A 26,347-nucleotide genomic window follows, 5' to 3' on the forward strand; every position below is an offset into this window, starting at 1 on the left:
AAACAATGAATAACATTCCCCAATTTTCCCACCAAGACCTCGAAATTCTACGAGAAGAAACCGTTTATCAAGGGCATTTTCAACTTAAAAAAATAGCTTTCCGCCATAAACTTTTTTCAGGTGAAATGAGCGGTGAAGTTGTACGAGAATTATTGATTAAAGGGGCAGCATCTGCCGTTATTGCTTACGATCCATGGCAAGATAATGTTGTGTTAATTGAGCAAGTTCGTATTGGGGCTTATGATCCGAGTACATCTCAATCACCTTGGCAACTCGAACTAATTGCTGGAATGATCGATACGGATGAATCCCCTGAAGAAGTCGCTATTCGAGAAAGCCAAGAGGAAGCAGGTATTACGCTTAGACATTTAGAACATATCTTAAGTATATGGGATAGTCCCGGTGGAATGGTTGAGCGATTACATCTATTTTTAGGATTAGTTGATAGTACCAAAGTTGGTGGAATTTATGGTTTAGCTGAAGAAAATGAAGATATTTTCGTACACGTTGTCAACCGCACACAAGCCTATCAATGGGTAGAGCAAGGTAAAATTGATAATGTCATTGCCGTAATCGGCTTACAATGGCTACAACTTAATTACCACAACTATGTAGCAATTTCTGACTAAACTCACCGCTTGTAAGTTCCCCGCTAACATCTGGGGAACGCTTCTCCTTTTCCAATAAAAATAGACAAGTTTTCCCTATTTTGCTAGACTTAATTGAAAATAATTCTCATTTTAACCATATAAAATCCACACCGTAAAACTTAAACTTTACGTACATATACACATTACAAGAGGTTATCGACTATGATTATTTCATCTGGCAATGATTATCGAAAAGCAGCACGCCGCCGAGTTCCCCCTTTTATGTTTCATTATGCCGATGGTGGCTCTTATGCCGAGCAGACGCTGGCCCGTAATGTTAGCGATTTAGCCAATATCGCCCTTAGACAACGTGTTTTAAAAGATATGTCCGAGCTAAATACCGAAATTGAATTATTCGGCGAAAAGCTATCAATGCCATTAGCACTTGCCCCTGTTGGTGCATTAGGAATGTACGCACGCCGTGGTGAAGTACAAGCCGCCAAAGCAGCGGATAATAAAGGTATTCCATTTACATTGTCTACGGTTTCTATCTGCCCGATTGAAGAAGTTACCCCTGCAATCAAACGCCCAATGTGGTTCCAACTTTATGTCTTGCGTGATCGAGGCTTTATGAAAAATGCATTAGAACGAGCCAAAGCAGCAGGCTGTTCTACCTTAGTATTTACCGTTGATATGCCAACTCCCGGGGCTCGCTACCGTGATATGCATTCTGGAATGAGTGGTCCATATAAAGAAATTCGCCGTATTATTCAAGGTGCAACCCACCCATTTTGGGCGTGGGACGTTGGAATTAAAGGTAAACCACATACATTAGGTAATGTATCCAAATACCTTGGTAAAGATGTTGGCTTGGATGACTACATCGGCTGGCTAACTGAAAATTTTGATCCGTCTATTTCGTGGAAAGATTTAGAGTGGATCCGTGAATTTTGGGACGGCCCGATGGTGATTAAAGGTATTCTTGATCCGCAAGATGCTAAAGATGCAGTAAGTTTCGGTGCTGATGGGATCATTGTCTCTAACCACGGCGGCCGCCAATTAGACGGCGTATTATCAAGTGCTAAGGCTTTACCAGCTATTGCTGATGCGGTAAAAGGGGATATTAAAATTCTTGCCGATTCTGGAATACGCAATGGTTTAGATGTCGTACGAATGATTGCCCTTGGTGCCGATGCGTGTATGCTTGGACGAGCTTATATTTATGCGTTAAGTACTTCAGGTCAAGCAGGCGTCGAAAACCTACTTGATATTTTCAACAAAGAAATGCGAGTGGCAATGACATTAACAAGTAACCAGAAAATCAGTGATATTACCCGTGATGCATTGGTTAATTTAGCTAAAATCTAGCCGAAAAATAAAAAAACGGTGAGCTATTTTCTCACCGTTTTTTTATTTCTAATAATTTATATATTCCCTTCACAAACCCTTCTACTATTTATACTTGATTCTAATGTAAGTTTAATTCTCTTTAAAAAGCATTAAAACTGCACAATTAAATATCTAATAAGAAGAAACAAAGAAAATAAAAAGATTTGCCCTATTAACATATTTATTTTAATACGGCAAACTGAGACTTAAAACTAACGTAGATCAACTACGTTAGTTTATTCATACAGATAGAAAATTACTCTGCTTTTTCTATAACATCTGTAGCTGCAAGTGGTGCAGATTGATGGGCTGTATTATTGTGGTTAATAGAACGAGCAGGCACAATTGTTGAAATGGCGTGTTTATACACCATTTGGCTTACGGTATTTTTTAGCAAAATAACGAACTGATCGAATGATTCAATTTGCCCTTGTAATTTAATACCATTTACTAAATAAATGGAAACAGGGATACGCTCACGACGCAGTGCATTTAAGTATGGATCTTGTAAAGATTGACCTTTTGCCATTTTTGGATTCCTTCTAGTTATTTTTATCTACTTATTTGCCAAAGACGATAGAATATTATCATAAATTAGGGTGATATTGGTTCAATTTTTCAATCATTTTTACATAAGCCCCTTCAGGATCTAAGCTATCTAGCCAGTGGATCTCACTTGTCCAACCTCTTAACCAAGTAATTTGGCGTTTAGCAAGCTGGCGAGTTGCACAAATGCCCTTAAAAATAGCTTCATCTAAACTAATCTCCCCAGCCAAATATTCCCACATTTGGCGATAGCCCACACAACGAATGGACGGTAAATCAGGGTGTAAATCTCCACGCTCAACTAACCGCTTAACTTCTTGTTCAAAACCAAGCTCGACCATTTTATGAAAACGTTGTTCAATCCGTTGATGTAGTACGGCTCGATCTTCTGGAGCAATCGCAAACTGCATAATATCATAAGGAATACTCTCGCCTTGCAAAGCGGTCAGTTCCGTCATTGTTTTTCCAGATACGTAAAAAACTTCTAATGCACGGTTAATCCGCTGGCTATCATTAGGATTAATCCTTGCTGCTGAAATAGGATCAACAGCTTCCAACTCTTGATGTAATGCCTGCCAACCCAATTTCTTTGCTTTTTCCTCAATTTCTAACCGTACTTCAGGCACCGCTGATGGTAAAGGCGAAAGCCCTTCTAACAAGCCTTTATAATACAACATTGTGCCACCGACTAGCAGGGGTATTTTCCCTTTTGCAGTAATGTCTGCCATTTCTCGCAAAGCATCTTCACGAAAATTTGCCACAGAATAGCTTTCCACAGGATCGATAATATCAATCAAACGGTGAGGAGCAAGCGCTAATTCTGCTTGGTTTGGTTTTGCTGTGCCAATATCCATTCCTTTATAAATCAAGGCAGAATCGACACTAATAACTTCTACTGGTAGCGTTTGGCATAGTTTTATCGCTAAATCTGTTTTACCCGAGGCAGTAGGCCCCATTAAAAAAATCGCAGGTGGTTTATGCATTGTTTTTACTCAATAAAATAAAGCGGCTAGATTGTAACGAAATATTGCAAAATATTCATCAAATCTTACCGCTTATAAAACAAAAGGCTTGGGTTTCCCCAAGCCTCTGTGCAAATTGCAACCTTGCGATTAGTCGCCAAGACGCTCTTTGATACGTGCAGATTTACCTGAACGCTCACGTAAGTAGTAAAGTTTCGCTTTACGTACCGCACCTTTACGTTTAACAGCAATGCTGTCAATCACTGGTGAGTGAGTTTGGAATACACGCTCAACGCCTACGCCGTTAGAGATTTTACGTAAGGTAAATGCTGAATGCAAGCCACGGTTACGAATTGCAATAACCACGCCTTCGAACGCTTGCAAACGTCTTTTACTACCTTCTACTACCCATACTTTAACTTCTAATGTATCACCTGGACGGAAGCTAGGTACGTTCTGTTTTAACTGTTCTTGTTCGATTTGTTTGATGATGTTACTCATTTTTAAACCTTCTAAATCCTAGAATTAACTGATTTTGTGTTGCTGTTTAATTTTTCTCAACAACACCCGTTGTTCGTCAGTCAGAGCTAGGCTATCCAATAGCTCAGGGCGTCGTTCCCACGTTCGTTTCAGGGATTGTTCTAATCGCCATTTCCGAATTTGTTCGTGGTGTCCCGACATCAGCACGTCAGGTACAGACATTCCATCTAACATTTCAGGACGGGTATAATGTGGACAATCTAATAGTCCTTCAGCAAAAGAATCTTCTAATGCAGAGGCCTGTTTGCCTAACACTCCTGGAATAAAACGAGCAACAGCATCAATTAATGTCATTGCGGGTAATTCCCCCCCAGTAAGTACATAATCCCCAATCGACCACTCTTCGTCCACTTCTGCTTGAATTAAGCGCTCATCAATACCTTCATACCGACCGCAGACTAAAATCATTTTCTGATTTTCAGCCAACTCTTGTACGCCAGTTTGATCAAGTTTACGTCCCTGTGGCGAAAGATAAATTACTTTAACCTCACTCCCCTCACTACAAGCGGTTGCTTTAGCTGCGTGAATTGCATCTCGCAACGGTTGCACCATCATTAACATTCCCGGCCCACCGCCGTAAGGGCGATCATCGACCGTTTTATGTTTATCAAGGGTGAAATCTCTCGGATTCCAACACTCAACTTGTAATAAATTTTGTTTAACGGCTCTGCCTGTTACCCCGTATTCAGTGATTGCTTTAAACATTTCGGGAAACAACGAGATAATTCCAATCCACATAATTCCTCGAATGTTACATCTTAAAAGCGAACTGCATACCTGAGGTTAGAAACCAGCGTCCCAATCCACCTCAATAGTTTTGGTGGCGAGATCTACTCTTTTAACTACTTGTTCATATAAGAACGGAATAAGCCGTTCCTGTTTACCGAAAGCATCTTTACTACTCGCTCGTACCACTAACACATCATTTGAACCTGTTTCCATTAACTCGGTAACAACGCCCATTACATAACCATCGAGATTTACTACTTGGCAACCCATTAAGTCGTGCCAATAATAATCCCCATCAACTAACTCTGGAAAACAGTTTAAATCGACACCGATTTCTACATTTGCCAACAGTTGTGCGGCTTCACGGTCATCAACGCCAGTTAATTTTACAAGTAAATCATTACTGTGATAACGCCAGCTTTCTAGTTCAATTTGTTGCCATTGATCTTTAATTTTTAAAAACCACGGCTGATAATCAAAAATACTTTCTGATTGTTCTGTTGATGAATAAAGACGCAACCAGCCACGGATTCCATAGGTTGAACCCAATTTTCCGACAACTTCAATTTTTTGTTCGCTCATATTCACCTACATAAAATAAAAATTAAGCTGCTTTACGAGCTTCTTTAACTAATGTTGCAACACGATCTGAAAGTGAAGCACCTTTAGCAATCCACTCATCAACTTTAGCCACATCTAAGCGTAAACGCTCTGCTTGACCTGCTGCAATTGGATTGAAGAAACCGATACGCTCAATAAAGCGACCATCACGTGGTGAACGACTGTCCGCAACCACGATTTGATAAAATGGGCGTTTTTTAGCTCCGCCACGAGATAAACGAATGGTTACCATAACCTTCCTCTAAATTTTTGATAGTAAAAAGAAACCCTCGTTCGAGGTGAGGGTACGAAACTTGCTCTCATTCCAAGAAAAAAGAGAAAACAAGCGGTCAAATTATACCGATTTTTTGTGAAAAAACAAGGGAAGAAAGCCCCCTTGATAATCGTTGAAAGACATACAAACGGCTAGTTCTGATAGAAATCTGCAAATAACAAAATTTTACTCAAACTAACCGCTTATTAGACTGATTAGAGAGCTAAAGCAATACGATCTAATTCTGCTTTAGCAGACTCTTGAGCTAAAATGACCGCTTGTTTACCCATTCCTAATCCTTCTGCATAAACAAAATCCACATCAGTAATGCCAATAAAAGCTAAAAAGGTTTGTACATAGGCTTTAACTAAATCATGTTCAGTTTCTTTATGTAACCCGCCTGTGCTAAGAATAACAACTGCTTTTTTATCTTTGATTAGCCCTTCAGGGCCTTGTGATGAATATTGGAAAGTAATGCCTGAACGAGCAATAAAATCAAAATAGCTCTTTAATTGTGCCGGTACACTAAAATTATACATTGGTGCATTAATAACAATTACATCACTATTTTTCAATTCTACAACTAACTCATCAGATAATGCTAATAGAGCCTTCTGTTCATCAGTGTGTGGTTGGCCTCGAGTTGCAATTGCCGCATCACCTGTAAAATAAGGTAATGGCTGTTCAACTAAATCACGAATATTCACATTTCCAGCTAACTTGTTAACTAAATAATCGCTTAGTGCGTTAGATTGCGAATCGCAGCCTAAAATACTTGATTTTAATACTAATACGTTTTTCATTTAAATCCTATAAGAGAAGTAATATGTATTTATTCTATGACTTAATTCGCTTTAGATAAAGTATAGATAAATAAAAAGAGAATTTATCCTAACTAAATAATCCTCTTTAAAATCCAAATAAAGTTAATTACATACGCTCAATATTTTTCAACCCAAGATGAGAAAGTAAACAAAAAATAGAACAGAGTATTGCACCACACATAATAGTATAAAACCCACTATTCCAGCCAAAATGATCTACAACAAAACCAAATAACGTTGTACCTAAAGTAGAGCCCACAATATAACTCATAAAACCACGTAATCCTACGGCAGATCCAAGAGCAAAACTTGGAATTACCTCCATCGCTTGAACAGCAACCATTGCCTGTGGAATATAAACTAAACAACCAACAATTGCAGAAAAGAAAATAATAGCAAAAATAGAATCTGAGCTCATATAGCCAAAGACGCAGAAAAATACCACAGCCATACATATCATTGGTAAATACATAATACGCCCACGGAAAAACTTATCAATTAGCCAGCCAGCAACTAATGTTGATGGAATCGCAGCCCATTCAAAAAACATAAATGCTGCACCCATATCCGTTTTCGTTAGCCCCTTTTCTTTTAAAAGGTAAAGCGGAATCCACGTTAACATTCCAAAGCGAACCATATAAGTGAAAATATCAATGCCCACTAAAAACCACGAATTGGGATTTTTAAATACAAATTGATAAAAAATTTGCAAAGCTGTCATATCTTCTGGTTTTTTAGTTAAGTGAGCTTTTATCTTAGTATTAACTGTTTCTTCGTGATACATTTCCTCAACAGTTGGTAATCCTTCTTCGACAGGACGGCGTTTAGTAAAATATAACACTAAAAATACGCCCATTAAGGCAATTAATGCAGGAACAATATAAGTTGAAAGTTCCCAATTCTGATTACCGAAATACGCTAAACTTGTACCAACAATTGGTGCAACTAAACCACCACCTAAATTATGAGATACATTCCACGTCGTACTTGCCCGCCCTCTTTGTCCTCTTGAATACCAATGCCCAACAGTAATAATTGACGGCCCAACGCCCATTCCTTGAAAAACGCCAAGTAAAATCACTAAAGCAACGAATAGATAAAAACTGGTAGAAAAACCCATACAAATATTTACTAAAATGCAAAGAAATAACCCCAATGCCATAAAATAACGAGGGTTTGCTTTATCTGCAAGTACGCTCATAAATCCTTTACTACAGCCATAAGTAATTAGCATAGCAGAAGTAAGCATTCCAATTTGAGTTTTTGACAGCTCTAATTTTTCCATCAAATACGGAGTAGAAAGAACAAAATTATTACGCACAATGTAATAACACATATAGCCAATAAAAACACCAATAAGAGAGTGCAATTGAAATTTACGGTATTTCTGACGTACTTCGTCAGAGATTAGTTGATTCATATTAGAAGTAGCTGAACTCATTGTTGATCCTTAGTAATAGGGATTATATAAGACAAATTAACGTATCATTATAGGTGATAGGTAACGCATACAATTTACAATATTACAAATATAAAAAAAGCCCAACATTATAAGAATGTTGGGCTTTTTCATTTTAGATAATTATTCCGCTGCTGCTTCTACTGCAACATCTGGACGTTCAACTAACTCAATGTATGCCATTGGAGCGTTGTCGCCTGCACGGAAACCACATTTTAAAATACGAGTATAACCACCCGCACGATTTACAAAACGTGGGCCTAATTCATTAAACAATTTAGCAACTGTTTCAATGTTACGTGTACGAGCAAAAGCTAAACGGCGATTTGCAACGCTATCAACTTTTGCTAAAGTAATTAACGGCTCAACTACACGGCGTAACTCTTTCGCTTTAGGTAAAGTCGTTTTAATAATTTCGTGACTAATTAAAGCGCTAGCCATATTACGGAACATCGCTTGACGATGGCTGCTGTTACGGTTTAATTGACGTCCACTCTTACGATGGCGCATAACCTTATTCCTTCTTAGAAAATCTATACCTAGAATTAATCTTCAGCAATACTTGCTGGAGGCCAATTCTCAAGGCGCATACCCAGTGATAAGCCACGAGAAGCGAGAACATCTTTAATCTCTGTAAGTGATTTCTTACCAAGATTTGGTGTTTTTAATAACTCAACTTCAGTACGTTGTACTAAATCACCGATATAGTGAATTGTCTCTGCTTTCAAACAGTTAGCAGAACGAACTGTCAGCTCTAAATCGTCTACTGGACGTAGAAGAATTGGATCAAATTCCGGTTTTTCTTCTTTTACTTCTGGCTGACGAACATCACGCAAATCAACGAATGCAGCTAACTGTTCAGCTAAAATCGTTGCAGCTCGACGGATTGCTTCCTCTGGATCTAATGTTCCATTGGTTTCCATCTCAATAACCAACTTATCTAAGTCTGTACGTTGTTCAACACGAGCAGCTTCAACATTATAAGCAATGCGATCTACTGGGCTAAAACGTGCATCTACCAATAAGCGACCAATTGGACGATCATCATCTTGTAAATGTACACGAGCAGAAGCAGGTACATAACCACGACCACGTTGAATACGAATACGCATCGTAATAGATGCATTTTTATCCGTTAAGTGGCAAATAACATGGTTAGGATTTACAATTTCAACATCGCCATCATGTGTAATGTCGGCTGCAGTTACAGGGCCAATTCCAGATTTAGTGAGCGTCAAAATAATATCATCTTTATTTTGTACTTTCACCGCTAGACCTTTAAGGTTTAACAATACTTCAAGAATGTCTTCTTGTACGCCTTCTTTGCTGCTGTATTCATGTAATACACCATCAATTTCTACTTCTGTAACTGCACAACCAGGCATAGACGAAAGTAAAATGCGACGAAGTGCGTTACCTAATGTATGGCCGAAACCACGCTCTAACGGCTCTAAGGTCACTTTGGCGTGAGTTGAGCTAATTTGCTCAATATTCACTAAATGTGGCTTTAAAAATTCTGTCACAGAACCCTGCATCTTATCCTCTCTTTGCTTTTGAACTAATGAAACTAAACAATAAATAAAATAACGCTTTAATTATTATTTAGAGTATAGCTCAACGATCAGATGTTCATTAATATCTGCTGATAGATCAGAACGCTCTGGAGTACGTTTAAATACGCCTTCCATTTTAGTTACGTCAACATCTAACCAAGTTGGTTTTTCACGTTGAGTTGCTAATTCTAATGATGCCTTAATACGTGCTTGTTTTTTAGATTTCTCACGTACTGCAATAACATCATCAACAGAAACTTGATAAGAAGGAATGTTTACAACTTGACCATTTACCACAATAGATTTATGACTAACAAGCTGACGAGCTTCTGCACGTGTTGCAGCAAAACCCATACGATAAACAACGTTATCTAAACGACCTTCTAACAATACTAATAAGTTCTCACCGGTATTGCCTTTTAAGCGGTTAGCTTCTTTATAGTAATTACGGAATTGACGTTCCAAAATACCATACATACGGCGAACTTTTTGTTTCTCACGAAGCTGACTACCATAGTCAGATAAGCGAGGTTTGCGAGCACCATGTTGACCAGGTGCTGTATCAATTTTACATTTTGACTCGATCGCTCGAACACCTGATTTAAGGAATAAATCGGTACCTTCACGACGGCTTAGCTTGAGCTTTGGACCCAAATATCTTGCCATTTTCTTTCTCCAATTATTCTAACGTCAATTATACGCGACGTTTTTTCGGTGGACGACAACCGTTATGAGGAATCGGAGTCACATCAGTAATATTCGTGATACGGAAACCCGCTGCATTTAGTGCACGGATTGTAGATTCACGACCTGGACCCGGTCCCTTAACCATAACCTCTAAATTCTTTAAACCAAACTCTTTCACCATCTCAGCACAACGTTCTGCTGCGACTTGAGCTGCGAAAGGAGTTGATTTACGAGAACCACGGAAACCTGAACCACCTGCAGTAGCCCAAGCTAAAGCATTACCTTGACGGTCAGTAATGGTTACGATTGTGTTATTGAAAGATGCGTGGATATGAGCTACGCCATCTGCGATCTGTTTTTTTACACGCTTACGCGCACGAACTGGTGTTTTAGCCATTTTATTTATCTACTCCGATTATTTTTTGATCGGTTTGCGTGGACCCTTACGAGTACGCGCATTAGTCTTAGTACGTTGACCACGTACAGGTAAACTACGACGATGACGTAAACCACGATAGCAACCTAAGTCTAAAAGACGTTTGATGCTCAAAGTTACTTCACGACGTAAATCACCTTCGACAGTAAATTTACCAACTTCTTCACGCAGTTTTTCAATCTGCTCTTCAGACAATTCTCTGATCTTCACATCTTCAGCAATACCCGTTGCAACACAAATAGCTTTTGCACGAGTTTTACCAATGCCATAAATTGCAGTAAGTGCGATTACGGTGTGTTTTTGATCAGGAATGTTAATGCCTGCAATACGGGCCACTATGCACTCCTATTAACTTAATTGATTGATATACTGATCTTGAAAAGCCCGTTTCAGGATACTCAAACAGTATATCAGGACAAAATGAGCTGAGTAGTATAACTACTCAGCTGGTTCTTTGCAAGAAAGAATGTCAATTAACCTTGACGTTGTTTATGTTTAGCATCGCTACAAATTACTCGAACAACACCTTCACGTTTAACAATTTTACAGTTACGACATAATTTCTTAACTGAAGCACGAACTTTCATTGCTTATCCTTTTTTGATTAGGACTATTGCCCTAAGCCTTTCAAATTGGCTTTCTTCAACACAGAATCATATTGTAAAGACATTAAATGACTTTGGACCTGTGCGATGAAATCCATAATAACTACCACAACAATCAATAATGAAGTTCCACCTAATTGAAAAGAAACCTTCCATAATGATGTAATGATATATGGAACCAAACAAACAAAGGTAATATATAACGCACCAATTAAGGTTAAACGTGTCATTACTTTATCAATATAACGCGATGTTTGTTCGCCTGGTCGATAACCTGGTACAAACGCACCTGATTTCTTTAAATTATCCGCTGTATCACGTGGATTATACTGCATACCAGTATAAAAGAATGCAAAGAAAATAACAGCTATTGTAAAAAGTACAATATACAGTGGTTGCCCTGGCTGTAATAACTGAGATAAATCAAATAGCCATTCAAAACCTTCACTTTGTCCAAACCACTGAGTAATACTCGTAGGAAATAAAATGATGCTTGATGCAAATATTGCAGGAATAACGCCTGCCATATTTACTTTTAATGGTAAATGAGATGATCTTGCTGGTGCCATCATCTTTCCTTGCTGACGGCTAGCATAATTTACAACAATTCTTCTTTGACCACGTTCTACAAAGACAACAAAATATGTTACTGCAAATGCAATTACAGCTATTAGCAATAGAACAAGTATTGAGATCTCTCCCAAACGAGCTTGTTCAATTGTTCGCCCAATCGCTGATGGAAGACCAGCGACAATACCTGCAAAGATAATTAATGAAATGCCATTACCAATGCCACGCTCAGTGATTTGTTCACCTAACCACATTAGAAACATTGTACCAGTTACTAAACTAATAACAGATGTAATATAGAATAGAACAGTAGGATTAGGAACTAATCCATTAATCATATTCGGGAGAGCGAAAGAAATACCAACAGACTGAATGGTTGCTAATAACAGCGTAGCCCATCGAGTATATTTGCTAATTTTACGTCTGCCTGCTTCACCTTCTTTTTTTAATTCCATTAAAGCAGGATGAATTGCAGTTAATAACTGAATAATAATAGACGCAGAAATATAAGGCATAATGCCTAAAGCAAAAATCGATGCTCTACTTAAGGCACCACCAGAGAACATGTTAAACATGTCAATGATGGTACCTTGCTGTTGTCGAACTAACTCGGATAATACAGAAGCATCAATACCAGGAACAGGAATAAAAGAACCGATACGAAAGACGATTAATGCTCCCAATACGAACAGTAATCTAGATTTTAACTCACCAGTTCCTTTTTGAGTATTACCTTGATATCCTGGTTGTTTAGCCATTTATTATTCCTCGATAGTACCACCAGCAGCTTCAATAGCAACTTTTGCACCTTTAGTTACACGTAATCCTTTAATAGTAACTGCTTTTTCAATCTTACCTGAAAAAATTACTTTTGCAGATAAAATATCTTTAGTAATCACATTTGCAGCTTTAAGTGTATCCAAAGTAACTAAGTTACCATCTACTTTTGCTAAGTCATTTAAACGAACTTCGGCTACGTGTAAAGCCTTTAATGAAGTAAAACCAAATTTTGGTAAACGGCGATATAAAGGCATCTGACCACCTTCGAACCCGCGGCGAACTCCACCACCAGTACGAGATTTTTGACCTTTATGACCACGTCCACTTGTTTTACCTAAACCAGAACCAATACCACGACCAAGACGTTTTCCGCTGTGTTTAGCACCTTCAGCTGGGGATAGAGAATTTAAACGCATTCTATTACTCCTCAACCTTAACCATATAAGAAACTTGATTAATCATACCACGTACTGATGGAGTATCAATCAATTCTACTGTATGTCGAATATGACGTAAACCTAAGCCTTTTAATGTTGCTTTATGCTTTGGTAAGCGAGCAATCGAGCTACGGGTTTGAGTCACTTTAATAGTTTTTGCCATATCCAATTACCCCAAAATTTCTTCAACAGTTTTACCGCGCTTCGCAGCAACCATTTCTGGTGATTTCATATTTGCAAGTGCATCAATAGTCGCACGAACAACATTAATTGGGTTAGTCGAACCATATGCTTTTGAAAGTACGTTATGAACACCTGCTACTTCTAATACTGCACGCATTGCACCACCTGCGATGATACCTGTACCCTCACTTGCTGGTTGCATAAATACACGTGATCCAGTATGTGAACCTTTAACTGGGTGTTGTAATGTACCTTCATTTAAAGCTACATTAACCATATTGCGACGAGCTTTTTCCATCGCTTTTTGGATAGCTGCTGGAACCTCACGAGCTTTACCGTAACCAAAACCAACACGACCGTTACCATCGCCTACTACTGTTAAAGCAGTAAAACTCATAATACGACCACCTTTTACGGTTTTAGATACACGGTTAACCGCGATTAGCTTTTCCTGCAGTTCACCAGCTTGTTTTTCGATGTTTGACATCTAAAATTCCTCTATTAGAACTGAAGACCAGCTTCACGAGCAGCATCTGCTAATACTTGCACTCGACCATGGTATTTAAAACCTGAACGATCAAATGCAACCACTTTAATACCTTTTTCTAAAGCACGTTCTGCAACTAATTTTCCAACTACTGCAGCGGCGTCTTTATTACCAGTATATTTAACTTGCTCTTTAATTACTTTTTCAACAGTTGAAGCTGCTACTAGTACTTCTGAGCCATTAGGTGCAATAACCTGCGCATAAATATGACGAGGTGTGCGATGCACAACCAAACGGGTTGCACCTTGCTCTCTCATTAAATGACGTGCACGGCTTGCACGACGGATACGAGCTACTTTCTTATCCATAGTGTTACCTTACTTTACTTTTTCTTCGCTTCTTTTGTACGTACTACTTCATCAGAGTAACGTACACCTTTACCTTTATAAGGCTCTGGACGGCGATATGCACGAATATCTGCTGCTACTTGGCCAATTAACTGTTTGTCTGCACTCTTTAGAACAATTTCTGTTTGAGATGGACATTCACCAGTTACGCCAGTTGGCAACGCATGTTCAATTGGATGTGAGAACCCTAAACTTAAAGCAACTACGTTACCTTTCATTTGTGCTCTATAACCAACACCAACTAATTGCAATTTCTTAGTAAAGCCTTCAGTAACACCAATAACCATAGCATTAACAAGTGCACGAGCAGTACCTGCTTGTGCATCTGCATTTACCACACCTGCTTTAGGTGCGAAAGTTAATGCGTTAGCCTCGTAATTTACTTCAACTGCATTATGAATTTCACGAGATAACTCGCCGTTTTTACCTTTTACTGTTAATAGCTGACCGTTAAGTTTTACCTCAACACCGGCAGGAACATTAACAGGTGCCTTTGCAACACGAGACATTCTTCCTACCCCTCTATTATGCTACGTAACAGATGATTTCACCACCTAAGCCCGCTTGACGCGCTGCTCGGTCGGTCATAACACCTTTAGATGTAGAAATAACCGCAATACCTAAACCACCCATTACTTTTGGTAATTCGCCTTTACGTTTGTAAATACGAAGACCTGGACGGCTCACGCGTTGAATACTTTCTACAACTGGTTTATTTTGGAAATACTTTAACGTAATTTCCAACTCAGGTTTTGAACCTTCAACAATTTTAAAGCTCTCAACATAACCTTCTTCAGCTAAAACATTTGCAATAGCAACTTTTAACTTAGATGAAGGCATACTGATTGCAACTTTATTCGCAGCTTGACCGTTACGAATACGGGTCAGCATATCTGCGATTGGATCTTGCATACTCATGTATTTACTCCCATGATTCCAAATTAAATAAGGCTATTACCAGCTTGCTTTTTTAAGGCCCGGAATCTCACCACGCATGGCAGCTTCACGAACTTTAATACGGCTTAAACCAAACTTACGAAGTACACCATGTGGACGACCAGTTTGACGACAACGGTTACGCTGACGGCTAGGACTTGAGTCACGTGGAAGAGTTTGTAATTTTAATACAGCATCCCAACGAGCTTCATCTGAAGAATTTACATCCGCAATAATACGTTTTAATTCTTCACGCTTAGCATAAAATTTATCAGCTAATTTTACACGTTTTACATCACGTGCAATCATTGATTGTTTTGCCACGATAACCTACCTTATTTACGGAATGGGAAATTGAAAGCCGCTAATAAAGCTTGACCTTCTTCATCAGTTTTCGCAGAAGTAGTGATTGTGATATCTAAACCACGAACACGATCAACTTTATCATAGTCGATTTCTGGGAAAATGATTTGTTCACGAACACCCATACTGTAATTACCACGACCATCGAAAGACTTCGCATTTAAACCACGGAAGTCACGAGTACGTGGAACAGCGATAGTAATCAATCTTTCAAAGAATTCCCACATACGTTCACCACGTAGTGTTACTTTGCATCCGATTGGATATCCCTGACGGATTTTAAAGCCTGCAACAGATTTGCGTGCTTTTGTAATTAAAGGTTTCTGACCGCTAATTGCTGTTAGATCCGCTACTGCGTTATCTAATAACTTTTTATCGGTCAATGCTTCACCCACACCCATATTTAGGGTTATCTTTTCGATTCGTGGGACTTGCATGACAGATGAGTAGTTGAATTTAGTTTTCAATTCATTAACTACTGTATCTCTGTAGTAATCATGCAGTTTCGCCATCGCATTACTCCAGTTAATTAAATTGTTTTCTCGTTAGATTTGAAGAAACGTACTTTTTTACCTTCTTCGAATCTAAATCCTACACGGTCAGCTTTATTAGTTTCAGGATTGAAAATCGCAACATTAGAAGCTTGAATTGGCGCTTCTTTTTTCACTAAACCACCCGCTTTACCTAAAGCTGGAACTGGTTTTTCGTGTTTAGTTACAATATTGATACCTTCAACAAAAACTTTACCATTTGGTAACACTTTAGTTACCTTACCACGCTTACCTTTATCTTTACCGGTAAGTACGATTACTTCATCGTTTTGACGGATTTTTGCAGCCATTACATTCTCCTTACAGTACTTCTGGAGCTAAAGAAATGATCTTCATAAACTTCTCAGAACGAAGCTCACGAGTCACTGGTCCAAAAATACGAGTACCGATTGGTTGCTCTGTATTATTATTTAAAATTACACAAGCATTGCCATCGAAACGAATAACCGCGCCATCTGGGCGACGAACACCCTTCTTGGTGCGCACAACAACTGCTTTTAACACATCACCTTTTTTTACTTTACCACGAGGAATTGCTTCTTTCACAGTAACTTTAATGATGTCGCCAATTGCAGCGTAACGACGGTGCGATCCACCTAGAACCTTGATACACATTACGCTACGAGCCCCTGAGTTATCAGCAACGTCCAGCATAGTCTGTTCTTGGATCATATTAGTGCTCCGTTAAAATAAAAAACCACCCTTTCGGGACGAACTTACTTAAAATATAGTATAAGTAAGGTAAGCAGTATACCTCAAGCCTACCCTCTTATTCAACTATATTTTAAACAAAATACAATATTACAAATTTTTCTGATAATTAACCGCTTGATAAAGACAATGATTATCTAAAAACAGCTCCAGTAAACACTATATCAATAAAAAAGCCAACAAACATAAAGATGTTGGCTTTTATTTAATCTATAATCTAAATTAGATTACTGCTTTTTCAACAACACGCACTAAAGTGTGTGATTTAGTTTTAGAAAGTGGACGACACTCTCTAACTTCTACTACATCGCCTAATTTAGCTTCGTTATTTTCATCGTGTACATGAAGCTTAGTAGTACGACGGATAAACTTACCATAAATTGGATGTTTAACTGTACGTTCAATAGCAATTACAAATGATTTTTCCATTTTATCGCTAACTACTTTACCTTGAATTGTACGAATTTTATCAGTCATTACTCACCCGCCTTTTCGGTTAATACAGTTTTTAATTGTGCGATACTACGACGCACTTGTTTTAACTGATGGGTTTGTTGAAGCTGACCGGTGGCTGCTTGCATACGCAATTTGAATTGCTCACCTAAAAGGTTTACTAACTCAGCATTCAGCTCTTCAACATTTTTGTTACGTAGTTCTTGAGCTTTCATTACATCACCGTCTTAGTTACAAATGTGGTTTTAAACGGAAGTTTCGCTGCCGCTAACGCAAAAGCGTGGCGTGCGATTTCTTCTGAAACACCATCCATTTCATAGAGAACTTTACCCGGTTGGATTAAGGCTACCCAGTACTCAACGTTACCTTTACCTTTACCCATACGGACTTCTAATGGTTTTTCTGTAATCGGTTTATCTGGGAACACACGGATCCAGATTTTACCTTGACGTTTAACTGCACGAGTCATTGCACGACGAGCGGCTTCAATTTGACGTGCGGTTAAACGACCACGACCAATTGCTTTCAAACCGAATGAACCGAAGCTCACTTCTGTACCGCCAGCAATACCGCGGTTACGACCTTTGTGAACTTTACGGAATTTTGTACGTTTTGGTTGTAACATTCAGTGATTCTCCTTATTTACGACCTTTGCGAGCAGGCTTTTTAGGCTGTGCCGCTGGTTCTTTCTCAGATTCAATCACTGCAGCCATACCACCAAGAATTTCACCTTTGAAGATCCACACTTTAACACCGATTACACCGTATGTTGTGTGAGCTTCTGCCGTGTTATAATCGATGTCAGCACGAAGAGTATGTAAAGGTACGCGACCTTCACGATACCATTCTGAACGTGCGATTTCTGCACCACCTAAACGACCGCTTACTTCAACTTTGATACCCTTAGCACCTAAACGCATAGCATTTTGTACCGCACGTTTCATTGCACGACGGAACATTACACGACGCTCAAGTTGAGAAGCGATACTATCTGCAACTAATTTAGCATCAAGTTCTGGTTTTTTCACTTCAGCAATGTTGATTTGAGCTGGTACACCAGCAATTTTAGAAACAACGTTTCTTAATTTTTCAACATCTTCGCCTTTTTTACCGATAACGATACCAGGGCGAGCTGTATGAATAGTTACACGAATACTTTTTGCAGGACGCTCAATAGTGATGCGTGATACAGAAGCATTTGCTAACTCTTTATTTAAAAATTGACGTACTTTGAAATCGCCTTCTAAATTATCAGCGAAATCTTTTGTATTCGCGAACCAAGTAGAGTTCCAAGGTTTAACAATACCAAGGCGAATACCATTTGGATGTACTTTTTGACCCATTGTTATTCTCCTACTGATTAACGATCAGATACAACCACAGTAATGTGGCTTGTACGTTTTAAAATACGATCTGCACGACCTTTAGCACGTGGCATTACACGTTTCATGCTTGGACCTTCATCAACAAAAATCTTCGCAACTTTAAGATCATCTACATCTGCACCATCATTATGTTCAGCATTTGCAATCGCTGATTCTAAAACTTTTTTAACTAAAGCAGCTGCTTTTTTGTTAGTAAAAGTTAAGATTTCTAATGCTGCAGAAACTTTCTTACCACGGATTAAATCAGCAACTAAGCGAGCTTTTTGTGCAGAAGTACGAGCGTAACGATGTTTTGCAATAGTTTCCATCTTTTACCTCTTATCTCTTAGCTTTCTTATCTGCGGCATGACCGCGGTATGTACGAGTCGGTGCAAATTCACCTAATTTATGTCCGATCATTTCATCAGAAACATAAACAGGAACATGCTGACGACCATTATGGACTGCGATGGTCAATCCAATCATTGATGGAATGATCATTGAACGACGGGACCAAGTTTTGATTGGTTTTTTATCCCCGCTTTCCACCGCCTTCTCTACCTTCTTCAACAAGTGTAGGTCAAGGAAAGGACCCTTCTTGAGAGAACGTGGCATGGCTTACCTCTTAAATTATTAAAAAATTATTTTCCACGACGACGTACGATAAATTTATCAGTACGTTTGTTGTGACGAGTTTTCTTACCTTTGGTTTGAACGCCCCAAGGTGTAACAGGGTGTTTACCGAAGTTACGACCTTCACCACCACCATGAGGGTGATCTACTGGGTTCATTGCAGTACCACGAACAGTTGGACGAATACCTCTCCAACGATTTGCACCTGCTTTACCAAGAACACGAAGCATATGTTCTGAGTTACCTACTTCACCAATAGTTGCAGAACACTCAGCTAAAACTTTACGCATTTCGCCTGAACGAAGACGCAATGTAACATAATTACCTTCACGGGCAATAATTTGTACATAGGCACCAGCAGAACGTGCGATTTGACCACCTTTGCCTGGTTTTAATTCAACATTGTGAATAGTAGAACCAACAGGGATATTACGCATTGGTAATGAGTTACCTACTTTAATTGGTGCAGTAGCACCCGCTTGAATTTTATCACCAGCAGATAAACCTTTTGGTGCTAAGATATAGCGACGCTCACCATCTTTATAAAGTACTAATGCAATGTTAGCAGAACGGTTTGGATCGTATTCTAAACGCTCAACAACAGCAGGAATATCTAATTTATTACGTTTAAAATCAATTAAACGATAGTGCTGTTTATGACCACCACCGATATGACGGGTGGTAATACGACCTAAATTGTTACGACCACCAGTTCTAGTTTTAGTATCTAGTAATGGCGCATAAGGTTTACCCTTATGTAATTCTGCATTAACAATTTTAACTACATGACGACGACCAGCGGAGGTCGGCTTACATTTAACGATAGCCATAGTTTTCTAGTCCTCCAAATTACTCTGTTGCGCCTTCAACGAAGTCAAGTGATTGACCTTCTTGAAGAGTAACATAAGCCTTTTTCCAGTCGCTACGACGACCTGATTTAGCACCATGACGTTTAGTTTTACCTTTAACAACCACAGTACGAACAGAATCAACTTTAACTTCGAAAAGTTGTTCAACCGCTTTAGTAATTTCTGCTTTATTTGAATCTAAAGCGACTTTGAAAACGATTGTATTTGCTTTTTCTGCGTTATTTGTTGCTTTCTCAGAGATATGAGGTGCTTTTAGCACTTTTAGCAAACGTTCTTGTTGAATCATGCTAACATCTCCTCAATTTGTTTCACTGCATCGACAGTCATAACAACTTTATCAAAAGCAATTAAACTTACTGGATCAATACCTTGCACATCACGCACATCTACTTTATAAAGATTACGTGCAGCTAAAAATAGGTTTTCATCTAAGCTTGCAGTGATAATAAGTGCGTCAGTCAACGCCATATCTTTTAATTTTTGCACTAAAACTTTTGTTTTTGGCGCTTCAATTTCAAATTTATCAACGACAACTAAACGATCTTGACGAACAAGTTCAGAAAGAATGCTTTTGATCGCACCACGATACATTTTTTTGTTCACTTTTTGGCTATGATCTTGTGGTTTTGCTGCAAAAGTAACACCACCAGAACGCCAAATTGGTGATTTAATATCACCAGCACGAGCACGACCCGTACCTTTTTGACGCCAAGGTTTTTTACCTGAACCAGACACTTCAGCACGAGTTTTTTGTGCACGTGTACCCTGACGAGCACCTGCTGCATATGCAACAACTACTTGGTGGATTAACGCTTCATTAAACTCACGTCCGAAGGTAGTTTCAGAAACTGCTAGTGCATTTGCACCTACAACTTGTAATTCCATCTCTATCTCCTAGACTTATGCTTTAACTGCTGGTTTAACGATAACATTACTATTAGTTGCACCAGGTACAGACCCTTTAACTAATAATAACTTACGTTCAGCATCTACACGAACAACTTCAAGCGATTGAACGGTTACACGTTCTGCACCTAAGTGTCCAGCCATTTTTTTACCTTTAAACACGCGACCTGGAGTTTGGTTTTGACCAATAGAACCAAGAACACGATGTGATAAAGAGTTACCATGAGTAGCATCTTGAGTACGGAAATTCCAACGTTTAACACCGCCAGCAAAACCTTTACCTTTAGACGTACCAGTAACATCGACTTTTTTAACATCTGCGAAGATGTCTACGTTAATTTCCTGACCTAAAGTGAATTCTTCACCCTCAGTACGAAATTCCCATAAACCGCGACCAGCTTCAACACCTGCTTTAACGAAATGACCTGCTTCAGGCTTAGTTACACGACTTGCTTTTTTAGCACCCGTAGTAACTTGAACTGCAGTATAGCCATCGTTTTCAAGAGTTTTAACTTGAGTCACACGGTTGGCTTCGATTTCGATTACGGTAACTGGAACTGACACACCATCTTCATTGAAGATGCGAGTCATACCAACTTTACGACCGACTAAACCAATCATTGTAATAACCTCTTAATTAACCTAGGCTGATCTGCACGTCAACGCCGGCAGCCAAATCTAAACGCATTAATGCATCAACAGTTTTTTCTGTTGGCTCAACAATATCAACTAAACGTTTATGAGTACGAATTTCATATTGATCACGCGCATCTTTATTTACGTGTGGAGAAATCAATATAGTAAAACGTTCTTTACGGGTAGGTAAAGGAATTGGTCCACGAACTTGTGCACCTGTACGTTTAGCTGTTTCTACGATCTCCGCTGTAGACTGATCAATCAAACGATGATCAAACGCTTTTAAGCGGATACGGATTCTTTGGTTCTGCATTAGACCAGAGCTCCATTAAAATTTAGCTAATAAAAAAACCGAACCACCACTCTACAATTAAATAAAGGGGGCACAGTCATACCTTGTTATAGTTCCCCAATCGGGAACATTTACGTATTGCCATATTGGCAATACCACTTGATAAATGATTACACCAAGCGACTTTAGTTATTAAACATAAAGTGGTAGGATTATATACAATTTACTGCCAACGCTCAAGCAAAAATTTATATTTTCTCTAGTAAATTTCAAAATCACCTCCAATATAGAATATCTTTAATAATTTATTTGCATTCTTATTAAGCCAATACAAGTATAAAAAACAAACTATTTCTATATTATTTTCTAATTTCTCGACAAAGCTCACAAAAAAATCAATTGCAAACGATTGCAAAGCAACAAATTGCAAGTAATTATTCAAAAGAGAACTGTTTTCTCACTGTAATTTATTATTAATCATAAAAAACGGAGAATACATATGAACCATCTCGAAAAAGAAACACTACAGATTAGAGAGCTACTACGCCCAATTATTGGTGAAACAAATGTCATTACTTATTTTTCTTACTACGGTATTCAGAAAAATGAATTGATGTTTGCCTTATATAAAAATAAAAAATTTTATCTCAAACTATCTCCTCACGATATCCCCTATGCATTAATGCAACAAGGAGTTGAATCCCTTGTCGACCCAAATATCGCAGCCTCACATAAATATTATCTTTTACCAGACTCCCTTTTATCTCATCTCACCCACTACGCTTTCTGGTTTACCAATAGTCTCGCTTATATCCAACAAAATAAACACGCTTCCTATTCTTATAAAAAGAAACAAATCCGCTCACTTCCTAATATGAATTATCAATTAGAAAGAAAATTAAGAAAAATCCATATTTATTCAATTGAAGAACTTATTGCTAAAGGTGAGATCGATACTTTTGTTGATCTCATAAGAATTGGCGAAGAAGCCAATCATATGACACTATTCAAACTTTACGGGGCAATTCACCATAAATTTATCTATACATTATCACCAACTATACAGCAGAACTTACTTAACGAAGTTGATGATGCTCTATATTTAGCAGGATTCCGCCGCCGTTTTTCTGTAAAAACATAGACCAAGCGGTGATTTATACTATTTTCTTACGTTAGTAGCAGTTTCACAGAACTATTTGTGGTGATTCTGCTACTTTTTCCTATACTGCTTATTTATAAATAATTTCTTAACAAAACTATCAATCACTGTTTTTTTAAATTGATCGCCCTTTTACCAAAATAAAAAGTCCTCATACTTAAAAAAATAATATAAGGACTTTGCTAAAATTTAAACTAAGATTTTTCTTATCTCACCGCTTGTGAGTAAACTATATTTAGTTTAAAGAAAAAAATGAGCAAATAATAAACCAAAACCAAGACAAAATGCCATACTGATTAAGCCTGGGAGCATAAAACTATGGTTGAAAATAAATTTACCAATACGCGTTGTCCCTGTGCTATCAAAATCAATAGAAGCAATAATCGGACCATAATTTGGGATAAAGAAGTAGCCATTAACAGCAACAAATACACCAATCAAAATAGGGGCAGGAATACCAAGTGCAATGGCTACGGGGAAGAGCGTTGCAACTGTCGCTCCTTGACTATTTACTAATACAGAAAGCACGAAAAGTGCTAATGCAAATGCCCACGGTGCGGTTTCCACTAAGCCTTTCACCATCTCTTTTACTTCTACCATATGCGATTGCATCAATGTATCACCCAACCACGCAATACCGAAAATAGCAATCACCGCACGCATACCTGCGTGGAATACTGTGCCTTGTGTAATTGCGTTACCATTTGGTTTACAAGTTAGAATAATAAGTGCCCCGACTGAAAGCATAACAATTTCAATCGTATGTGCCATTCCCATTGGTTTACCATCAAAAACTGGGCGAAGTGAAGGCACTGTCCCCATTAAGACTACAAGTAATGCACCAAACAAAAAGATACCAACTGATTTTTTAGCTGTTGGACTGACTTGGATTTCATCTGTAGAAACAAAAGATTGGTTATGTTTTACATATTCTGGATCTTGTAGTAATTGTTGATAACGAGGATCATCTTTTAGCTCTTTCCCCATTTTATTGACAATTAAACACGCAAAAAATAACCCGAAAATTGTTGCAGGAATTGTAACAATCAGCACATCACCCATGGTAATCCCTTGTGGCTCAAGGAAAGCAACCACTGATGTAACAGCTGCAGCAATTGGACTTGCGACAATCGCAAATTGTGAAGCGATAACAGCCATTGAAAGTGGGCGCTCAGGACGAATACCACTATGACGGCTCACTTCTGCGATTACAGGTAATACCGAATAAGCAACGTGACCCGTTCCAGCAAGAACGGTAAATGTCCAGGTTACCGCTGGGGCGATAAAGGTAATATATTTTGGGTGACGACGGAGAATATTGGTGGCAATTTTGATCATATAGTCCAAACCGCCTGCCGCTTGCATTGCGGCTGCTGCAGAAACAACTGCCATAATCATTAACATTACATCAATAGGCAGTCCAGCAGGTTTTAAGCCAAAGCCGAAAGATAAAATCGATAAACCAACGCCTCCCATTACTCCTAAGCCGATACCGCCAATTCTAGCACCGATCAAAATACAGAGTAATACAATAGCAAATTGGGTAATAAACATTGCAGACATAATTGCTCCATTGTAATTTAAGGCAAAAATCCCTATATTTGCATATAGGGTAGATTAAAGGGCAGGAATATAGCATAAAAAAATATTATCACTATGCGCTTGATCAATAAAATTTTTTAATTACAGGGAAAGGATATGCAATTTTCAAAAATGCACGGTTTAGGCAATGATTTTATGGTCATTGATGGGGTTACTCAGAATGTTTATTTAACGGAAGACATTATCCGCAAACTTGCCGACCGTCATAGAGGGGTTGGATTCGATCAGCTACTGATTGTTGAACCACCCTATGATCCTGAATTGGATTTCCATTACCGTATTTTTAATGCTGATGGAAGTGAGGTTTCCCAATGTGGCAATGGAGCAAGATGTTTTGCTCATTTTGTGACTCTAAAAGGCTTAACTAACAAGCAAAATATTTCTGTGAGTACGACCAAAGGGAAAATGATTTTGAGCTTAAAAGAGAACAATCAAATTCAAGTGAATATGGGTGAACCTATTTGGGAACCTGCGCAAATTCCTTTTACCGCCAATAAATTTGAAAAAAATTACATCTTACGAACAGATCTACAAACAGTACTCTGCGGAGTTGTTTCGATGGGAAATCCCCATTGTGTACTACAAGTTGATAATATTGAACAAGCAAATGTGAATGAACTCGGGGCATTATTAGAACAACATGAACGCTTTCCAGAACGGGCAAATATTGGCTTTATGCAAGTGGTCAATCGCAATTATATTAAATTACGAGTTTTTGAACGAGGTGCTGGAGAAACCCAGGCCTGTGGCAGTGGTGCCTGTGGTGCTGTTGCTGTTGGTATTATGCAAGGGCTATTAGATAGCAAAGTTCGGGTTGATCTTCCTGGAGGAACATTACAAATTGAATGGCAAGGAATAGGTAATCCACTCTATATGACAGGTGATGCCGTACATATTTACGATGGATTTATTCGAATTTAACGTAAAAGCAATACAAGCGGTTTAATTTGCAAAAAATAAGCAAAACTAACCGCTTGTATTTTATTATTTACGACTAATGTTTATGTTCATGTAGCACAAATGAGAAAGTCGCACTTAAGCTAAGTTTATCTGCTTTGTCTTTATTTGGGTGATCGACACGATGCCCAACTTCAAATACATTCAACCCATCATTACGAATAGTCAACGTAACTTTACCGTCTTTATCTGTTTTTTTGTAGCCATCTTCACCTAAATTAACATAATCATTTGTTACTTTTGCATCGGCTAAAGGTTTACCATTGAAAAGTACTTTAACAGTTACGCTATCGCCTTCACTCATCTCAAGTGGATTTTGCTCTGGCACAATTTCTAATGGATAACCTAATGGCTTAATTTTAGCGTGATGATCGAACAAACTCACCGCATATTTAGCCGATTCTGTGCCTAATTCAATATCACCTTTAGCTTCATTACGTGGTTTTTGCTCCCATTTACCATCTTTAAATTTCGTCCAAAAACCATTATAGAATTCAACACCAACAAGTTCTGAACCCGCTAAATCAAAACTGACGAAATCATCGTGATCTTTACGCACTAAAATCGTTTTTTCGCCTTTTTTATAGCCTTCAATTCGTTTAACTTGCTCAGCTTTATAAGCATTATTTTCTGCACCATGTCCATAAACCACAACATATTTATCCTGTTGTTGAGCAATCCAAGCTCCGTGAGCGAAAATTGAACCTGAAAATAATGCAGCCAGTAGTGCAATCGCTGTTTTCTTAAACATAAAATCCTCTTATTTTTTAAGGTAATTAAGTACCATTGTAATTAACCTCAAACAAAAAGCAATAATAATTTTATGGGTATTTTATAAGACATAAAAAAAGCCCCAA

42 protein-coding genes are annotated in these 26,347 nt (G+C 38.3%); 4 read left to right on the top strand and 38 right to left on the bottom strand.

What is annotated here, in order from left to right:
- Window positions 1–5: 5 nt before the first annotated feature.
- Together nudF and lldD are read left to right on the top strand one after the other, a co-directional pair.
- Window positions 6–629 (top strand): ADP-ribose diphosphatase, encoded by a 624-nt coding sequence (gene nudF, locus A6B43_RS03755; RefSeq protein ID WP_124211649.1) that lies wholly within the window; start codon window positions 6–8, stop codon window positions 627–629.
- 183 nt (window positions 630–812) lie between these two features.
- The gene (lldD, locus tag A6B43_RS03760; protein ID WP_124211650.1) at window positions 813–1,958 is read left to right on the top strand and encodes an FMN-dependent L-lactate dehydrogenase LldD; all 1,146 of its coding nucleotides are present in this window, start codon (window positions 813–815) and stop codon (window positions 1,956–1,958) included.
- Window positions 1,959–2,235: 277 nt separating this feature from the next.
- On the opposite strand, the gene hfq is transcribed toward lldD, so the two are convergent.
- The 36 genes from hfq to rpsJ all read right to left on the bottom strand — a co-directional run bounded on the left by hfq (window position 2,236) and on the right by rpsJ (window position 21,793).
- Complete coding sequence (gene hfq, locus A6B43_RS03765) at window positions 2,236–2,508, bottom strand: RNA chaperone Hfq (protein WP_124211651.1); 273 nt, start codon at window positions 2,506–2,508, stop codon at window positions 2,236–2,238.
- A 58-nt stretch (window positions 2,509–2,566) separates the two neighbouring features.
- On the bottom strand, window positions 2,567–3,508 hold the full coding sequence (miaA, locus tag A6B43_RS03770; RefSeq protein ID WP_124211652.1) for a tRNA (adenosine(37)-N6)-dimethylallyltransferase MiaA: 942 nt from the start codon (window positions 3,506–3,508) through the stop codon (window positions 2,567–2,569).
- Window positions 3,509–3,637: 129 nt separating this feature from the next.
- On the bottom strand, window positions 3,638–3,988 hold the full coding sequence (gene rplS, locus A6B43_RS03775) for a 50S ribosomal protein L19 (protein ID WP_017805170.1): 351 nt from the start codon (window positions 3,986–3,988) through the stop codon (window positions 3,638–3,640).
- Window positions 3,989–4,012: 24 nt separating this feature from the next.
- Complete coding sequence (gene trmD / locus A6B43_RS03780) at window positions 4,013–4,765, bottom strand: tRNA (guanosine(37)-N1)-methyltransferase TrmD (RefSeq protein ID WP_124211653.1); 753 nt, start codon at window positions 4,763–4,765, stop codon at window positions 4,013–4,015.
- Window positions 4,766–4,810: 45 nt separating this feature from the next.
- A complete protein-coding gene (gene rimM, locus A6B43_RS03785; RefSeq protein ID WP_124211654.1) occupies window positions 4,811–5,338 on the bottom strand; it encodes a ribosome maturation factor RimM in 528 nt (175 codons plus the stop codon).
- A 22-nt stretch (window positions 5,339–5,360) separates the two neighbouring features.
- Window positions 5,361–5,609 carry a 30S ribosomal protein S16 gene (gene rpsP, locus A6B43_RS03790; RefSeq protein ID WP_124211655.1) on the bottom strand — a complete coding sequence of 83 codons (249 nt, stop codon included), beginning with the start codon at window positions 5,607–5,609 and terminating at the stop codon, window positions 5,361–5,363.
- 236 nt (window positions 5,610–5,845) lie between these two features.
- Entirely contained in the window at window positions 5,846–6,433 is a 588-nt protein-coding gene (locus tag A6B43_RS03795) for an FMN-dependent NADH-azoreductase (protein WP_124211656.1), read from the bottom strand.
- Between the two features lie 127 nt (window positions 6,434–6,560).
- Window positions 6,561–7,895, bottom strand: a complete 1,335-nt coding sequence (locus A6B43_RS03800) for an MFS transporter (RefSeq protein WP_124211657.1) — start codon at window positions 7,893–7,895, stop codon at window positions 6,561–6,563.
- A gap of 141 nt (window positions 7,896–8,036) precedes the next feature.
- Window positions 8,037–8,423, bottom strand: coding sequence for a 50S ribosomal protein L17 (rplQ, locus tag A6B43_RS03805; RefSeq protein WP_124211658.1), 387 nt, complete (start codon window positions 8,421–8,423; stop codon window positions 8,037–8,039).
- Window positions 8,424–8,458: 35 nt separating this feature from the next.
- Entirely contained in the window at window positions 8,459–9,448 is a 990-nt protein-coding gene (locus A6B43_RS03810) for a DNA-directed RNA polymerase subunit alpha (protein ID WP_124211659.1), read from the bottom strand.
- Between the two features lie 63 nt (window positions 9,449–9,511).
- Entirely contained in the window at window positions 9,512–10,132 is a 621-nt protein-coding gene (gene rpsD, locus A6B43_RS03815; protein ID WP_124211660.1) for a 30S ribosomal protein S4, read from the bottom strand.
- 28 nt (window positions 10,133–10,160) lie between these two features.
- The gene (gene rpsK / locus A6B43_RS03820; protein ID WP_005705959.1) at window positions 10,161–10,550 is read right to left on the bottom strand and encodes a 30S ribosomal protein S11; all 390 of its coding nucleotides are present in this window, start codon (window positions 10,548–10,550) and stop codon (window positions 10,161–10,163) included.
- 18 nt (window positions 10,551–10,568) lie between these two features.
- Window positions 10,569–10,925 carry a 30S ribosomal protein S13 gene (rpsM, locus tag A6B43_RS03825; protein ID WP_124211661.1) on the bottom strand — a complete coding sequence of 119 codons (357 nt, stop codon included), beginning with the start codon at window positions 10,923–10,925 and terminating at the stop codon, window positions 10,569–10,571.
- Window positions 10,926–11,062: 137 nt separating this feature from the next.
- Window positions 11,063–11,176, bottom strand: a complete 114-nt coding sequence (rpmJ, locus tag A6B43_RS03830; protein ID WP_123957323.1) for a 50S ribosomal protein L36 — start codon at window positions 11,174–11,176, stop codon at window positions 11,063–11,065.
- Window positions 11,177–11,199: 23 nt separating this feature from the next.
- Window positions 11,200–12,522: a preprotein translocase subunit SecY gene (gene secY / locus A6B43_RS03835; RefSeq protein WP_124211662.1), complete on the bottom strand. Its 1,323-nt coding sequence runs from the start codon at window positions 12,520–12,522 to the stop codon at window positions 11,200–11,202.
- Between the two features lie 3 nt (window positions 12,523–12,525).
- Window positions 12,526–12,960: a 50S ribosomal protein L15 gene (rplO, locus tag A6B43_RS03840; protein WP_124211663.1), complete on the bottom strand. Its 435-nt coding sequence runs from the start codon at window positions 12,958–12,960 to the stop codon at window positions 12,526–12,528.
- Between the two features lie 4 nt (window positions 12,961–12,964).
- A complete protein-coding gene (rpmD, locus tag A6B43_RS03845) occupies window positions 12,965–13,144 on the bottom strand; it encodes a 50S ribosomal protein L30 (RefSeq protein ID WP_124211664.1) in 180 nt (59 codons plus the stop codon).
- 6 nt (window positions 13,145–13,150) lie between these two features.
- Window positions 13,151–13,651, bottom strand: coding sequence for a 30S ribosomal protein S5 (gene rpsE, locus A6B43_RS03850; protein WP_005711985.1), 501 nt, complete (start codon window positions 13,649–13,651; stop codon window positions 13,151–13,153).
- Window positions 13,652–13,665: 14 nt separating this feature from the next.
- On the bottom strand, window positions 13,666–14,019 hold the full coding sequence (gene rplR, locus A6B43_RS03855; RefSeq protein ID WP_124211665.1) for a 50S ribosomal protein L18: 354 nt from the start codon (window positions 14,017–14,019) through the stop codon (window positions 13,666–13,668).
- Window positions 14,020–14,033: 14 nt separating this feature from the next.
- A complete protein-coding gene (gene rplF, locus A6B43_RS03860) occupies window positions 14,034–14,567 on the bottom strand; it encodes a 50S ribosomal protein L6 (protein WP_124211666.1) in 534 nt (177 codons plus the stop codon).
- Between the two features lie 16 nt (window positions 14,568–14,583).
- Window positions 14,584–14,976 (bottom strand): 30S ribosomal protein S8, encoded by a 393-nt coding sequence (gene rpsH / locus A6B43_RS03865; RefSeq protein ID WP_124211667.1) that lies wholly within the window; start codon window positions 14,974–14,976, stop codon window positions 14,584–14,586.
- A 36-nt stretch (window positions 14,977–15,012) separates the two neighbouring features.
- The gene (gene rpsN, locus A6B43_RS03870) at window positions 15,013–15,318 is read right to left on the bottom strand and encodes a 30S ribosomal protein S14 (protein WP_124211668.1); all 306 of its coding nucleotides are present in this window, start codon (window positions 15,316–15,318) and stop codon (window positions 15,013–15,015) included.
- Window positions 15,319–15,329: 11 nt separating this feature from the next.
- Complete coding sequence (gene rplE, locus A6B43_RS03875; RefSeq protein WP_124211669.1) at window positions 15,330–15,869, bottom strand: 50S ribosomal protein L5; 540 nt, start codon at window positions 15,867–15,869, stop codon at window positions 15,330–15,332.
- A gap of 17 nt (window positions 15,870–15,886) precedes the next feature.
- Entirely contained in the window at window positions 15,887–16,198 is a 312-nt protein-coding gene (rplX, locus tag A6B43_RS03880) for a 50S ribosomal protein L24 (RefSeq protein WP_124211670.1), read from the bottom strand.
- 10 nt (window positions 16,199–16,208) lie between these two features.
- Complete coding sequence (gene rplN / locus A6B43_RS03885) at window positions 16,209–16,580, bottom strand: 50S ribosomal protein L14 (RefSeq protein WP_005711998.1); 372 nt, start codon at window positions 16,578–16,580, stop codon at window positions 16,209–16,211.
- A gap of 261 nt (window positions 16,581–16,841) precedes the next feature.
- Window positions 16,842–17,096 (bottom strand): 30S ribosomal protein S17, encoded by a 255-nt coding sequence (gene rpsQ / locus A6B43_RS03890; RefSeq protein ID WP_124211671.1) that lies wholly within the window; start codon window positions 17,094–17,096, stop codon window positions 16,842–16,844.
- Window positions 17,096–17,287, bottom strand: coding sequence for a 50S ribosomal protein L29 (gene rpmC / locus A6B43_RS03895; RefSeq protein WP_124211672.1), 192 nt, complete (start codon window positions 17,285–17,287; stop codon window positions 17,096–17,098). Before rpmC ends, rpsQ begins: the two co-directional genes overlap by 1 nt.
- Window positions 17,287–17,697, bottom strand: coding sequence for a 50S ribosomal protein L16 (rplP, locus tag A6B43_RS03900; RefSeq protein ID WP_124211673.1), 411 nt, complete (start codon window positions 17,695–17,697; stop codon window positions 17,287–17,289). Before rplP ends, rpmC begins: the two co-directional genes overlap by 1 nt.
- 13 nt (window positions 17,698–17,710) lie before the next feature.
- Window positions 17,711–18,415, bottom strand: coding sequence for a 30S ribosomal protein S3 (rpsC, locus tag A6B43_RS03905; RefSeq protein ID WP_124211674.1), 705 nt, complete (start codon window positions 18,413–18,415; stop codon window positions 17,711–17,713).
- 17 nt (window positions 18,416–18,432) lie between these two features.
- The gene (gene rplV / locus A6B43_RS03910) at window positions 18,433–18,765 is read right to left on the bottom strand and encodes a 50S ribosomal protein L22 (RefSeq protein ID WP_005706427.1); all 333 of its coding nucleotides are present in this window, start codon (window positions 18,763–18,765) and stop codon (window positions 18,433–18,435) included.
- Window positions 18,766–18,775: 10 nt separating this feature from the next.
- A complete protein-coding gene (gene rpsS / locus A6B43_RS03915; protein WP_077559287.1) occupies window positions 18,776–19,051 on the bottom strand; it encodes a 30S ribosomal protein S19 in 276 nt (91 codons plus the stop codon).
- Window positions 19,052–19,077: 26 nt separating this feature from the next.
- Window positions 19,078–19,899, bottom strand: coding sequence for a 50S ribosomal protein L2 (rplB, locus tag A6B43_RS03920; RefSeq protein ID WP_124211675.1), 822 nt, complete (start codon window positions 19,897–19,899; stop codon window positions 19,078–19,080).
- A gap of 19 nt (window positions 19,900–19,918) precedes the next feature.
- On the bottom strand, window positions 19,919–20,224 hold the full coding sequence (rplW, locus tag A6B43_RS03925) for a 50S ribosomal protein L23 (RefSeq protein ID WP_124211676.1): 306 nt from the start codon (window positions 20,222–20,224) through the stop codon (window positions 19,919–19,921).
- On the bottom strand, window positions 20,221–20,823 hold the full coding sequence (gene rplD, locus A6B43_RS03930; RefSeq protein ID WP_124211677.1) for a 50S ribosomal protein L4: 603 nt from the start codon (window positions 20,821–20,823) through the stop codon (window positions 20,221–20,223). Before rplD ends, rplW begins: the two co-directional genes overlap by 4 nt.
- A 15-nt stretch (window positions 20,824–20,838) precedes the next feature.
- Window positions 20,839–21,465 (bottom strand): 50S ribosomal protein L3, encoded by a 627-nt coding sequence (rplC, locus tag A6B43_RS03935; RefSeq protein ID WP_124211678.1) that lies wholly within the window; start codon window positions 21,463–21,465, stop codon window positions 20,839–20,841.
- A gap of 16 nt (window positions 21,466–21,481) precedes the next feature.
- A complete protein-coding gene (gene rpsJ, locus A6B43_RS03940; protein ID WP_009639175.1) occupies window positions 21,482–21,793 on the bottom strand; it encodes a 30S ribosomal protein S10 in 312 nt (103 codons plus the stop codon).
- 478 nt (window positions 21,794–22,271) lie between these two features.
- Between rpsJ and A6B43_RS03945 the strand changes: the two genes are divergently transcribed.
- Window positions 22,272–22,913, top strand: coding sequence for a TfoX/Sxy family protein (locus A6B43_RS03945; RefSeq protein ID WP_124211679.1), 642 nt, complete (start codon window positions 22,272–22,274; stop codon window positions 22,911–22,913).
- Window positions 22,914–23,171: 258 nt separating this feature from the next.
- Here A6B43_RS03945 and A6B43_RS03950 read toward each other — a convergent pair whose 3' ends face one another.
- On the bottom strand, window positions 23,172–24,494 hold the full coding sequence (locus A6B43_RS03950; RefSeq protein WP_124211680.1) for an anaerobic C4-dicarboxylate transporter: 1,323 nt from the start codon (window positions 24,492–24,494) through the stop codon (window positions 23,172–23,174).
- A 135-nt stretch (window positions 24,495–24,629) separates the two neighbouring features.
- Between A6B43_RS03950 and dapF the strand changes: the two genes are divergently transcribed.
- Window positions 24,630–25,454, top strand: a complete 825-nt coding sequence (gene dapF, locus A6B43_RS03955) for a diaminopimelate epimerase (RefSeq protein ID WP_124211681.1) — start codon at window positions 24,630–24,632, stop codon at window positions 25,452–25,454.
- A 73-nt stretch (window positions 25,455–25,527) separates the two neighbouring features.
- Here the strand turns inward: dapF and A6B43_RS03960 are convergent, their stop codons facing one another.
- The gene (locus A6B43_RS03960; RefSeq protein WP_124211682.1) at window positions 25,528–26,241 is read right to left on the bottom strand and encodes a DUF4198 domain-containing protein; all 714 of its coding nucleotides are present in this window, start codon (window positions 26,239–26,241) and stop codon (window positions 25,528–25,530) included.
- Between the last annotated feature and the right edge of the window lie 106 nt (window positions 26,242–26,347).

It is taken from the genome of Vespertiliibacter pulmonis (assembly GCF_013377275.1).
In the GTDB taxonomy this organism is placed as follows: domain Bacteria; phylum Pseudomonadota; class Gammaproteobacteria; order Enterobacterales; family Pasteurellaceae; genus Vespertiliibacter; species Vespertiliibacter pulmonis.